Consider the following 11941-nt stretch of genomic DNA (forward strand, 5'->3'; position numbering starts at 1 on the left):
ACAAAATGAAAAAATATTATATCCAAAACAGTCCGTTTGTTGTTCCAACAGACGACGGTAAACTAATCGAAGAGCATCATGGCAATGCCTCGACAGGCAATGCTGAAATTTCAATTGCCCACATGGTTGCACCGCCACACTGGAGTGAGCCGTTTCAAACGCCCGAATTTGACGAATACACCTATATTATAAAAGGAAAGAAACAATTTATCATTGATGGCGAAACGATCATCCTGGAAGCCGGACAATCCATTAAGATCGAAAAGAACACCCGGGTTCAGTATTCCAACCCGTTTGATGAAGCCTGCGACTATCTTTCCGTTTGCAAACCGGCCTTTACAGTAGATGCCGTACACCGGGAAGCATAAGCCCGCAAAATAAAAAAGTCGTGTCTTATAAATTATACGACACGACTTTTTTGTTTTTATTTATAACGCCTGCTTTAGCAGTGCCAATATTTTATGCTCAACTTCTTCCGTTTCCCAGTTATGCTCAATGCCCGGTAATCTCATGATCTCTTCCATAATGGCATTTTGATGGTTCCCTATCGCTAAAGCTTCCGCATACGGACGGTGGCTAAAGGTTACCCTGTCGTATAACGGCAGCCATTTTTCAGGATGCCTGATCGCAAACCATTTTTCAATTTTCTTTTGCAGTAAAAATTTATCATCGGCTGTTTTGGTACTCATCTCCATAAAGTTGCGATAAGACAATTCCGCAATAGCGTCAGCATTTGGTTTTCTGATTATCTGGTATTGTTTAAAAATAGTTTCCCAATCGTCGCCATATTCCTTCATCAACTCCGCTAAACTGGTAATATCTTCAAATCCGGCGTTCATCCCCTGTCCGTAAAAAGGAACTATTGCATGAGCGGCATCCCCTATCAACGCTACCTTATCGGTATACGTCCACGGATAGCATTTCATCGTTACCAGTGAACTGGTTGGATTTTTAAAGAAGTCGTTTACTAATTCCGGAATCACATTAATGGTATCCGGGAAATGCTTCTGGAAGAAATCCTGAACCGCCTGTCTGTCGCTTAATGATTCGAATGAGTTTTCTCCTTCAAACGGCATAAACAGCGTACAGGTAAAACTGCCATCCATATTGGGCAGTGCAATCAGCATAAAAGCCCCTCTTGGCCATATATGAAAGGAGTTTTTATCCAGTTTATGGGTTCCGTCCGGATTTGCCGGAATATTCAGTTCTTTATAACCGGTATCCAGAAAGTCCTGGGAATAATCAAACCGGTTTTGTCGCTGCATCCGGTGTCGCACTCGGGAAAAAGCTCCGTCGGCACCAAATACTTTGTCATATTTTACTTCTTCCCATGCTCCTTTTTCGGTTTCCCCGATATGTAAGGTCGCATCAGAAAGGGTAACATCCCATATTTTTTTCTCAAAGAAAAATTCCACTCCCACTTCTTCCGCCAGGGTTAACATCAGGCGGTTTAATCCTCCTCTTGATATGGAATAGATACTTTCACCATCAATACCGTAGTTTTGAAAAGCCAACGGCTTATCGGCAAGATGGATGGCTCTTTTATCCATCGGTATCGCCACTTTTCTTATTCTGTCGCCAATTCCCGCTCCATCCAAAGCTTTCCAGCCACGATCTGACATTGCTAAATTTATCGACCTTCCTGAAAACTGTATATTCCTCACATCCGGACTCCTGTCGTATACATGGACGGTATGTCCTTCTTTTTTTAGATAAATCGCTAATAATGTCCCTACTAATCCTGAACCGACTATGGCTATTCGTTGGTGCGTTTGCATGAAATTTACTTCTAAATAATTGGCGTAAAAATACTTAATAATTAAGAACTGAAGCCGTTTTATACTGATTTTATCATATTTTTCACTTTTAAAAAAGCCCTGCAAAAAGCGCCATTCAATTAATTACACAAAAAAGCGCGTTAACCTTAATTTTTTATTAAAATTCAAGCTAAAAAGAATAAATATTAATAATTTTAAAGAAATAACTTAAAAACTATTAATTATGAGAGATTTAATTTGGTTGATTGTGGTTATCTTATTACTCGGATGGTTAGTTGGGTATTTCGGATTCAGGGAAGCTGTTGGCAATTTAATCCATGTATTGCTTATCCTGGCAATTGTTGGTGTACTGTACCGATTAGCAACCGGAAGAAAGCCCTGAAAATAGAAAAATCCCCGATTGGGGATTTTTTTTTATCGGTTGAATGTAATCTTCTCGCCTACTTTCATTTTTTGTGATTTTGCAAAAACACCACACATGTGGAATAGCATTCTTGCGCCGACATTACCGTCCCAGTCATCTTCTCCCGGTGCTACTTCAACCAGGTCGAATCCGATGATTTCTTTATTGGTATCGGCCAATCGGCTCAACAAATAAGCCGCCTGCTCAAAAGAGAATCCACCCGGAACCGGTGTTCCTGTATTCGGGCAGTACCAGGGATACATTCCGTCAATATCGAAAGAGATACATACTTTTTCCGGCAGGGAAGCAATGATATCATCACATTGCTGTAACCAGGTTTTGCCTTCAAACGTTTCTGCTTTCAGATCCATATCGGTATGAACCAAAACCCTGTTTCCGGCATTTTTAGCCACTTCTACTTCCTGTTCACAAAAATCCCTGATTCCTACCTGAACGATTTTAGATATCTGCGGGATCTGCAAAGCATTGTACATAATGGAAGCATGCGAATAGGTAAATCCTTCATAAGCGATACGCAAATCCATGTGTGCATCCAGATGTAAAATACCAAAATTCTCATGCTGGGAAGCCAAGGCTTCATAATATCCTAATGGTGTACTGTGGTCACCACCCAATAAAGCTACTTTTTTACCTTGTTTCATCCAATGTAAAACGCGGTCCTTCACTTCATTTTTCAAGTCTTTACAAACTTTATTAATCTTATCAAGGTCGGCTTGCAAAGCAGGAAATGTAGCAATATCTTCTCCGTTTTCCAACGCTTCAATTACCGGTTGTGCCAGACTTTTGTACTTTTTTGAATTTTCTTCCCAATGTTTGGGTGCTTCATCCATATAGATTCCCAACTTCCATAATTCCGGAAATTCCTGATGCTGTAAATCTACCTGAAAAGAGGCATCCAGAATGGCATCCGGTCCTTCCGATGCTCCCGCTCCGTAACTTACCGTAACTTCCCAGGGAACCGGAACAATAATAATATCGCTTTCTGCTGCTGTAAAAGGCAATCCAAATACACTGGCATCTGCTAATCCCGGTTGTGAAGGATCAAAATTTTCTATTTTTTGCTGTTTGTTCATTTTTAATTTTCTAATGATGATGGTACAACTTAACGTCACAAAGATAAGCGCATTAGGATAATTGCGAAAAAATATTCAAAAAAAATGACCGGATCTGCATCCGGTCATTATATCAGTAAAAAAGAAATATCCTATTATTTTTTTACGAATTTGTAAGAGGCTTTACTGTTGTTAAAGAATATCGAATATACTCCACTTGACAGTTTTGACACATCAAGGGTGATTTCTCCGTTCTCGATAGTGTTTTCAAGCACTTTTTGTCCTAACATATTATAGATTGCAAAATCTTCGGCTGCATTAAAGTTGCCTTTTATGGTCAGCACATTGTTTGCCGGGTTCGGGAAGATTGCCACATTTTGTTTTGCAAAATCATCCGTTCCCAGTGGTGCTTCCACTACCAATGAGAAATTACAGCTCACAGAAGTGCCGCTTGTTCCGGTCATCGTAATCTGGTGTGTTCCAACATTTACAACTGTTCCGGCTGCCGGCGACTGGGTAACAACCGCATTACAGTTTGCCGTTACAGCACTTGTTTGTCCGCTATAATCCGGAACTACATAAGTCCCGCCGCTACCGGCATTAACCGTTTGCGTACCCGGACAGTGAATGGTTAAAGGTAAAGCCGGCAACACATATCCTGTAGCTGTAAAATGGGTTGTAAAAGCCTGCACATCCTGACAGCTGTATCCCATATCGATAGCTGCCTGTCTTACCGCAATGGCTGCATTTTGCTGGCTTGTAGAACTATTCGTCATTGCCAGACCTTCTAAAAATGCTTTGTCAACTTTTGTTCTTCCGATCTGATCGTACACTTTCATTAAAGCTGTAGCCCAGATTTGCCCGTCCTGGTGGATTTGTCCTACCAAGCCGCCCGGATAGGTAGCATTATAATTGGTTACCCTTCCTGCCCAGAACGGATTGTGTCCGTCCCAGCTGAATACATAGTGGTAAGCCGCCTGAGAAGATGTCCACTGACTTAAACTTCGGCTATAGGATTGTGCCCAGTAATCTCCGGAACCTTCACTAAGTCCGTTAACCTGCGATAAAGAACCACCTGTTAGCCAGTCGTGCAAACCGTGGCCTAATTCGTGCAGGATTACATCGGCATCCTCAGCATCATCAACACCACCTTCACCAAAATTCAAGGCACCGCCTCCGTAGCTCGAGTTATCTGCTCCGTTAAAACTGTGCGGATCAAAGAATACCACGCCGTTATTTTGCAGCGGTACCAAAGGAATCCCTAATGTTCCGTTAATATATCTGAAACTGTTATCGATATGGTAGAAGGCATTAACTGCTTCAAATCCGGCATCGAACCGGTTAAAAATAAAGGAACTGGTATTTTGTGTAAAAAGTCCTGTATTTGGGTTTTGCAGGTTCTTTATTTCCACATATTGGCTTTTCAGCTTATAAACACCGGACAAAAGTTCGATATCAACCAATTCTACCTGGCTTCTTGCCGCATCCAGCTGTGCATTGGTCGCATCATTATTGTCTACATACTGACCACCGTAGGCCACACCTGCAACAGACAACGGATCCGGATTAAAGATCATGGCTGTTCCGGTTGCCGACTGTGCCGTACCGGCTATGCTTTTTCCGAATTGTTTTTCTTTTTTGTCTTTTTTATCTTTATCCTTATTGTGCGAATGGGCATAATAGGCAACATCTTTAAGGCTCAGCATGTCTCCGCTTTGTGCATCGATGATCGCTTCCCAGTGTCCTTTCAGGTCTTCGGCAGCCGTTACCACTCTATACACCAGGGTTGTTTTGCCTAGTTTATTGTATACAAACAGTTTGCATTCCTGTGACGTTATCGCACCTTCAAATGCCAGCGCCTTGTCTGAAATGCTTATTGCTTTTTTGTCGTTAAACTGAGGGGAAACACTAATATTCGTTACTGTTTTATCGTAACTGTTAGAAGAATAGGTTATTTTTCCATCCGGTGAAAAATGAACCACAATTTCCGATTCAAAAACCGGAACCCCGTTTAAGGTCTGCTGGAAACGCAAGGTTTCTCCTGAAGGTCCTTTCCGGTTGAATCGCAGATTAAAATCATGAAACGATTTTATCTCCAAATCTTTTGCCTGCGACTTTATAAAGTCTCTGGCTGCTCTTTCGTTTTCAGAACTCTGGGCATTGGCCTGCAGCGAGAATAAAAACAAAACAAAGGCGAACTTAAGTAGTCTTCTCTTCATTTTTAAATTAGGTTTTAGTTAAATTTAGTTAAGTTTAACAGCTAAAATAGCTAAAAATGAAGAGAAAACACAAAAAATATTTATTTTGTTTACTATTTCAATATCCCCTGGCGTAATATCTGCCCAAATTCATACATATCTTCAAAAGAACAGTAAAACGGAGCCGGAGCCAATCGAATCACATTCGGCTCTCTCCAGTCGGTAATAACGCCGTTTTTCATCAGGTACTCAAAAAGGGATCTGCCTTCTCCATGCAGGAACACGGATAACTGACAGGCTCTTTCTTCCGGATTTGACGGTGTGATCACTTCAAATTCGCTAGCTACTTCTTTATCGACTTCCTGTAAGATAAATTCCAGATAGGCTGTTAACAGGTTTCTTTTTTCGATTAGTTTGTCCATCCCTACTTCGGCAAACATTTCCACAGAAGCCAGATAAGGCGCTAAGGATAAAACCGGTAAATTACTGATCTGCCATCCGTCTGCACTGCGCACGGGATCAAACTGCGGTTCCATTTTAAAACGTCTTTCTTTATTATGTCCCCACCATCCGGCAAAACGCGGCAGGTCGGTATCGTTGTGATGCATTTCATGTACAAAACAGCCTGATGCATTTCCTGGTCCGGAGTTCATGTATTTGTAACTGCACCAGGCAGCAAAATCCACATTCCAGTCGTGCAGCTGCAATTTAATATTTCCGGCAGCGTGGGCTAAATCCCATCCAACGTAAGCCCCGTGCTTATGTCCGGCTTCTGTTATGGTTTTCATATCAAATACCTGACCGGTATAGTAATTTACACCACCCATTAATACTAAAGCCAGCTCGTCGCCTACTTCCTCAATTTTTGCCAGCACATCTTCCAGACGGATATTGTGTTCTCCTTCCCTGCGTTTGATTTCTACGATCGTATCTTTCGGGTCCAATCCGTGAAAATGCACCTGACTCTGAAACATATACTGGTCGCTTGGAAAGGCTTTTTCTTCACATATAATCTTATATTTCTTAGCTGTCGGTCTGTAAAACGTAACCATTAACAGGTGCAGGTTTACGGTCAGTGTGTTCATTACCGTTACTTCAGCTGGTTTCGCTCCTACAACGGTACTTAGTGGTGCCGCAAATCTTTCGTGATAATCCCACCAGGGTTTGTCTGCATAAAAATGTCCTTCCACAGCCAGGTTTCCCCAATCGTTCATTACCTCATCCACATAGGCTTTTGTTCTTTTGGGCTGTAATCCCAAAGAGTTTCCTGTGAAATATATTACTTGTTTACCATTTACCTGCGGGAATATAAATTCGCTTCTGTACTTCGCTAAAACATCTTTTTCATCCAGTTGCTTTGCAAACTCACGAGTATTTTGAAATATCATTATGTGTTATTTTGGTTTTGGTAAAAATAAGAAAAAATAAGATTTTACGTTTGTGAAAGTAATAGCGATATTTCATACATTTATAACAATTAAATATTTATTAGTTATGAAAAACAATCTTAATGCAGCCATTATAGCGGTTGCAGTGGTTATCTCGGCGTTCCTGTTTTCCAGTGCTTTTAAGAACAGAAACCAAAGCAATGACACTATTAGTGTAACCGGATTAGGTAAAAAAGATTTTGTTTCCGATCTGATCGTATGGAGCAGTTCCTTTTCTAAAAAGAATATGAATTTAAAAGAAGCTTATGCCTCGCTGGATAAAGATCGGGAGATCATCAAATCCTATCTGATTTCAAAAGGAGTTCCGGAGAGCAATATTGTTTTTTCTGCTGTAAATATTAATAAGGATTTTGAAAATACTTATGACAACGACGGCAACACCCGTCAGCAAATCTTTACCGGTTTTTCGCTTTCCCAGAATGTTCAGATAGAAAGTAAAGAGGTTGATAAAGTAGAAGGCATTTCGCGTGAAGTGACCGAGCTGATCAATTCGGGTGTGGAACTTTATTCCAATCCGCCGGAATATTATTACACCAAACTTGCCGCACTTAAATTGGAAATGATTGCAGAAGCAACTAAAGACGCCAATTCCCGTGCCGAAAAGATTGCCGAAAATGCCGATGCCAAATTGGGTAAATTGAAGCGATCGGATATGGGGGTTTTCCAGATCATCGCCCAGAACTCATCTGAGGAATATTCCTGGGGCGGTTCGTTTAATACGGCTTCCAAAAAGAAAACTGCCAATATTACCATGAAACTGGTGTATCAGGTAAATTAAAAATATGTCATAAAAAAAACGTTCCGGAATGGAACGTTTTTTATTTATATTATAATTCTCAGATTACAGGATTAACATAGCATCACCGTAAGAGTAGAATTTATAGCCTTCTTTGATTGCTTCATCATACGCTTTACGCATTAAATCATGTCCGCAGAATGCTGAAATCATCATTAATAAAGTCGATTTCGGAGTATGGAAATTGGTTACCATACAATCGGCTACACTGAAATCGTAAGGAGGGAAAATAAATTTATTCGTCCATCCTTCATACGGATTTAATGTTTTAGCAGAAGATACAGAGCTTTCCATCGCGCGCATGGTTGTTGTTCCGATAGCGCAAACTCTTTTTTTGTTGGCTTTTGCCGTATTCACTATTTCACAAGCTTCTTCGGTAATTCTCAATTCTTCCGAATCCATTTTGTGTTTGGATAAATCTTCCACCTCAACCGGGTTGAATGTTCCCAAACCTACGTGTAATGTTATTTCGGCAAAATTAACACCTTTAATTTCCAAACGTTTCATCAAGTGTTTCGAGAAGTGCAATCCTGCGGTTGGAGCAGCTACAGCACCTTCTTCTTTAGCATAAATAGTCTGGTATCTTTCTGCATCTTCCGGCGTTACATCACGGTTGATGTATTTTGGTATCGGAGTTTCTCCCAGTTCCAGTAATTTTGCTCTGAATTCTTCGTAAGAACCGTCATATAAGAAACGTAGTGTTCTTCCTCTTGAGGTTGTGTTATCAATAACTTCCGCTACTAAGGAATCATCATCACCGAAATATAATTTATTACCAATACGGATTTTACGGGCAGGATCAACCAATACATCCCATAAACGCTGCTCGGCATTTAATTCTCTCAATAAAAAAACTTCAATTCTTGCTCCCGTTTTTTCTTTGTTACCATAAAGACGAGCCGGAAAAACTTTAGTATTATTCAACACCATTACATCTCCTTCATCAAAATAATCCAGAATGTCTTTAAAAAGCTTGTGCTCGATAGTTTGTGTTTTTCTGTTCACAACCATCAAACGAGCTTCGTCTCTGTTTTCAGCAGGAAATTCTGCCAACAATTCCGCTGGCAAATTGAAATTGAAATGAGATAACTTCATTGTACAAATTTTAAATTGAGTGCAAATATACTATCGCACGATAGGGGTTGTCAAGTCTTTTAAGGTTTATTTTTAAAAACTTGGATTTTACTCATTTATTTCCTGTATTTTAAAGCCGATTTTCTTAAGATCTTCCCAAAAATCCGGATATGACTTTGAGACTACTCCGGCTTCCTCTATAACTAACGGAACCCGTAATGCCAAGGGTGCAAAAGCCATCGCCATGCGGTGGTCCTGATAGGTTGCAATAGGAACATCGGGGTTTATAACCGCAGCGGCTTCCAGCGTAAGACTGTCATTGGTGACTGTAATGACAGCGCCTAATTTTGTCAGCTCGTTTTGCAATGCCAGCAAACGATCCGTTTCTTTAATTTTTAAAGTGTGCAAACCGCTAAGGTGACAGCTTATTCCCAAACCAAAACAGGTTACGGCAATCGTCTGGGCGATATCCGGTGTGTTCTGCAGGTTAAACGATAGTGCATCTTCGATCTTTACAGCTGTTTTTTTCAGCGTAAGCGTATTGTTCTCAAAAACGGATTCGACTCCAAAATGGCGGTATAGTGCCACCAGGTCGCTATCGCCCTGAAAGCTGTTTTCTTTATAGCTGGTCAGTGCAATCGTTGTTCCGGGTTTTGCCATAGCGGCAATCGAATAAAAATAAGATGCCGAACTCCAGTCGCTTTCCACCGTTACTTCCTGTGCTGTGATTGTTTTTGCCTGATGGGCAACCGTGATTGTATTGCCTTCAAATGTTGTGGCTATCCCGATTTCGGCTAACAATGCCAGTGTCATTTTAATATATGGAATAGACGTGAGTGTTCCTTCCAGCGTGAGCTCCAGTCCGTTTTCCAGACCGGGTGCCACTAAGAGCAATGCCGAAATATACTGACTGCTGACATCCGCTTTCAGGCTTACCTGCCGTTTCTCAATTTTTGTTCCTTTTATACGGATGGGCGGATACCCTTCCGTTTTTTCGTATGTGATATCGGCACCCAATTGCCGCAGCGCATCCACTAAAATACTGATCGGGCGTTCCTGCATGCGGGAAGAACCCGTTAATACCACTTCTCTGCCCTGCTGAACTGCAAAATAGGAAGTCAGAAAACGCATCGCTGTTCCGGCATGATGGATATCCACAACCGTTTCTTCCGACTTCAATGCTTTGGTCATGACCTGACTGTCATCGGAATTGGATGTATTTTTTAAAATCAGTTCCGGATACAAGGCCTGCAGTAATAACAGCCTGTTGGTTTCACTTTTAGAACCGGTTATGGCAATTGCAGACGAACTGTTTATTTCGGAAGGCAGGAGTTTTATTTTCATTGTTCCAGGTATTACAGGCACTTATGCCCTGATGCGTCTATTTTAATTTTTCATTGTTGTGATGACGATCGTGATCCCGCTTTGTTTTTAAGTCCAGTTTTTTATCAAACGCCGCCTGTAAATCGACTCCCGTTTGATTCGCCAGACATAAAACCACAAAAACAACATCTGCCAGTTCTTCACCCAGATCTTTATTTTTATCACTTTCTTTTTCCGATTGCTCCCCATAACGGCGGGCAATGATTCGGGCTACTTCTCCAACTTCTTCTGTAAGCTGCGCCATGTTCGTCAGTTCGTTAAAGTAACGAACCCCGTGGTTTTTAATCCAGTTATCAACGTCCTGTTGTGCGTTTTTTATATCCATAGCTTATTTTCTTTATTCTTTATTCTTTATTCTTCGTATCAATAATGATCGTTACCGGTCCGTCGTTTAACAAGCGGACTTTCATATCGGCGCCGAATTCACCGGTCTGGATTTTTTTACCGAGTTCTGTCTCCATCTGGCGCACAAAACCTTCATAAAGCGGTATGGCAACATCGGGTTTTGACGCTTTAATATACGACGGGCGATTGCCTTTTTTGGTCTGGGCATGTAAGGTAAACTGACTTACCACGATCATCGCGCCATCAACATCTTTCACGGATAAATTCATCACCTCATTTTCGTCGCCAAAAATGCGGAGATTCGCTATTTTAGAAGTCAGCCATTGTATGTCGTCCGCTCCGTCCGCATCTTCTATTCCTATTAACACCAATAGTCCTTTTTGAATTTCGGTGGTAACTTTTCCGTCTATGGTTACCGAAGCTTCCGAAACTCTTTGTATTACTGCTTTCAAATCGTATTTTTTTATTCGGTATCTTTTGCTTTTCCTTCGCCGTAAATATCCGTTCGGTAATGTTCGTCTTCTCCTTCCAGAATCTGGATATAACTTTTATAGCGCGACCAGGCTATTTCGTCATTTTCCAAGGCGTCTTTAACCGCACAATGCGGCTCTTCTTTATGCAGGCAGTTATTGAATTTACACTGGTCTTTTAACGCAAAGAATTCCGGAAAGTAGTTTCCTATTTCCTGTTTTTCCATGTCTACAATTCCAAATCCCCTGATGCCCGGCGTATCGATGATGCGGGCTCCGAAAGAAAGTTCGAACATTTCTGCAAAAGTGGTCGTATGCTGTCCCTGCTGATGCTGATCGGATATTGCTTTGGTTTTTAAATTCAAAGTAGGCTCCAGAGCATTAACCAGTGTCGATTTCCCTACACCCGAATGTCCGGAGAACATGGATACCTTATCTTTCATCAGGCTTTTTAGTTCTTCAATCCCTTTTCCTTCAGTTGAAGAAATACGCAGGCATTTGTAACCGATATTGGAATAAACATATTGCAGATACAATTGCTCGTCCAGCGTTGCCTCATCGTAAGTATCGATTTTATTGAACAGCAACACCGCTTCAATTCCGTAAGCTTCCGCTGTTACCAGAAAACGATCGATAAAACTGGTTGTGGTTGGCGGATTATTAATTGTCACCAAAAGAAAAACCATATCGATATTCGCCGCGATAATGTGCGTCTGCTTCGACAGATTAACCGATTTGCGGACAATATAATTTTTCCGGTCGTGTATATTGTGAATAACACCGGCAATTTCATCGGTGGAATTGTCCAACTCAAAATCAACAACATCACCCACTGCAATAGGATTGGTACTCTTAATACCTTTCATTCGGAATTTCCCTTTTATACGGCATTCAAAAACCTGATTATCTTCGGTTTTAACGCTGTACCAACTTCCTGTAGATTTATAAACAACTCCTGTCATACTGCAAAGAT

The 11941-nt window shown here is 41.0% G+C and carries 12 protein-coding genes; 3 read left to right on the top strand and 9 right to left on the bottom strand.

All coding sequences use genetic code 11. The features are described from left to right. Positions 1–5: 5 nt before the first annotated feature. Positions 6–368: a cupin domain-containing protein gene (locus B3394_RS12060; RefSeq protein ID WP_177732168.1), complete on the top strand. Its 363-nt coding sequence runs from the start codon at positions 6–8 to the stop codon at positions 366–368. 60 nt (positions 369–428) lie between these two features. On the opposite strand, the gene B3394_RS12065 is transcribed toward B3394_RS12060, so the two are convergent. Continuing rightward, positions 429–1778 carry an FAD-dependent oxidoreductase gene (locus tag B3394_RS12065; protein ID WP_177732165.1) on the bottom strand — a complete coding sequence of 450 codons (1350 nt, stop codon included), beginning with the start codon at positions 1776–1778 and terminating at the stop codon, positions 429–431. Between the two features lie 223 nt (positions 1779–2001). On the opposite strand from B3394_RS12065, the gene B3394_RS12070 reads away from it, so the two are divergent. Beyond that, on the top strand, positions 2002–2160 hold the full coding sequence (locus B3394_RS12070) for a lmo0937 family membrane protein (RefSeq protein WP_177732162.1): 159 nt from the start codon (positions 2002–2004) through the stop codon (positions 2158–2160). Positions 2161–2192: 32 nt separating this feature from the next. Here B3394_RS12070 and B3394_RS12075 read toward each other — a convergent pair whose 3' ends face one another. The 3 genes from B3394_RS12075 to kynU all read right to left on the bottom strand — a co-directional run bounded on the left by B3394_RS12075 (position 2193) and on the right by kynU (position 6840). Continuing rightward, positions 2193–3275, bottom strand: coding sequence for an agmatinase family protein (locus tag B3394_RS12075; protein ID WP_286923421.1), 1083 nt, complete (start codon positions 3273–3275; stop codon positions 2193–2195). A 134-nt stretch (positions 3276–3409) separates the two neighbouring features. Beyond that, complete coding sequence (locus B3394_RS12080) at positions 3410–5473, bottom strand: T9SS type A sorting domain-containing protein (RefSeq protein WP_286923468.1); 2064 nt, start codon at positions 5471–5473, stop codon at positions 3410–3412. Positions 5474–5565: 92 nt separating this feature from the next. Beyond that, entirely contained in the window at positions 5566–6840 is a 1275-nt protein-coding gene (gene kynU, locus B3394_RS12085; RefSeq protein WP_177732153.1) for a kynureninase, read from the bottom strand. Positions 6841–6946: 106 nt separating this feature from the next. Here kynU and B3394_RS12090 point away from each other — a divergent pair, with 106 nt between their 5' ends. After that, entirely contained in the window at positions 6947–7678 is a 732-nt protein-coding gene (locus B3394_RS12090; protein WP_273245621.1) for an SIMPL domain-containing protein, read from the top strand. Between the two features lie 63 nt (positions 7679–7741). On the opposite strand, the gene queA is transcribed toward B3394_RS12090, so the two are convergent. The 5 genes from queA to rsgA form a co-directional block, all read right to left on the bottom strand. Further along, a complete protein-coding gene (gene queA, locus B3394_RS12095) occupies positions 7742–8791 on the bottom strand; it encodes a tRNA preQ1(34) S-adenosylmethionine ribosyltransferase-isomerase QueA (protein ID WP_177732147.1) in 1050 nt (349 codons plus the stop codon). A gap of 87 nt (positions 8792–8878) precedes the next feature. Further along, complete coding sequence (locus B3394_RS12100; protein WP_286923474.1) at positions 8879–10114, bottom strand: 3-phosphoshikimate 1-carboxyvinyltransferase; 1236 nt, start codon at positions 10112–10114, stop codon at positions 8879–8881. Positions 10115–10151: 37 nt separating this feature from the next. Beyond that, complete coding sequence (locus B3394_RS12105; RefSeq protein WP_177732141.1) at positions 10152–10478, bottom strand: nucleotide pyrophosphohydrolase; 327 nt, start codon at positions 10476–10478, stop codon at positions 10152–10154. A gap of 19 nt (positions 10479–10497) precedes the next feature. Further along, a complete protein-coding gene (gene dtd, locus B3394_RS12110) occupies positions 10498–10950 on the bottom strand; it encodes a D-aminoacyl-tRNA deacylase (protein WP_286923521.1) in 453 nt (150 codons plus the stop codon). Between the two features lie 11 nt (positions 10951–10961). Continuing rightward, positions 10962–11930 carry a ribosome small subunit-dependent GTPase A gene (gene rsgA, locus B3394_RS12115; RefSeq protein ID WP_177732133.1) on the bottom strand — a complete coding sequence of 323 codons (969 nt, stop codon included), beginning with the start codon at positions 11928–11930 and terminating at the stop codon, positions 10962–10964. Between the last annotated feature and the right edge of the window lie 11 nt (positions 11931–11941).

This window comes from Flavobacterium sp. UBA4197 (genome assembly GCF_002379575.1).
Lineage (GTDB): Bacteria > Bacteroidota > Bacteroidia > Flavobacteriales > Flavobacteriaceae > Flavobacterium > Flavobacterium inviolabile.

What these genes read in the sequence shown, in the direction of transcription:
- B3394_RS12060 (WP_177732168.1), top strand. Translation starts at nt 6, where the DNA reads ATGAAAAAATATTATATCCAAAACAGTCCGTTTGTTGTTCCAACAGAC.
- B3394_RS12065 (WP_177732165.1), bottom strand. Translation starts at nt 1,778, where the DNA reads ATGCAAACGCACCAACGAATAGCCATAGTCGGTTCAGGATTAGTAGGG.
- B3394_RS12070 (WP_177732162.1), top strand. Translation starts at nt 2,002, where the DNA reads ATGAGAGATTTAATTTGGTTGATTGTGGTTATCTTATTACTCGGATGG.
- B3394_RS12075 (WP_286923421.1), bottom strand. Translation starts at nt 3,275, where the DNA reads ATGAACAAACAGCAAAAAATAGAAAATTTTGATCCTTCACAACCGGGA.
- B3394_RS12080 (WP_286923468.1), bottom strand. Translation starts at nt 5,473, where the DNA reads ATGAAGAGAAGACTACTTAAGTTCGCCTTTGTTTTGTTTTTATTCTCG.
- kynU (WP_177732153.1), bottom strand. Translation starts at nt 6,840, where the DNA reads ATGATATTTCAAAATACTCGTGAGTTTGCAAAGCAACTGGATGAAAAA.
- B3394_RS12090 (WP_273245621.1), top strand. Translation starts at nt 6,947, where the DNA reads ATGAAAAACAATCTTAATGCAGCCATTATAGCGGTTGCAGTGGTTATC.
- queA (WP_177732147.1), bottom strand. Translation starts at nt 8,791, where the DNA reads ATGAAGTTATCTCATTTCAATTTCAATTTGCCAGCGGAATTGTTGGCA.
- B3394_RS12100 (WP_286923474.1), bottom strand. Translation starts at nt 10,114, where the DNA reads ATGAAAATAAAACTCCTGCCTTCCGAAATAAACAGTTCGTCTGCAATT.
- B3394_RS12105 (WP_177732141.1), bottom strand. Translation starts at nt 10,478, where the DNA reads ATGGATATAAAAAACGCACAACAGGACGTTGATAACTGGATTAAAAAC.
- rsgA (WP_177732133.1), bottom strand. Translation starts at nt 11,930, where the DNA reads ATGACAGGAGTTGTTTATAAATCTACAGGAAGTTGGTACAGCGTTAAA.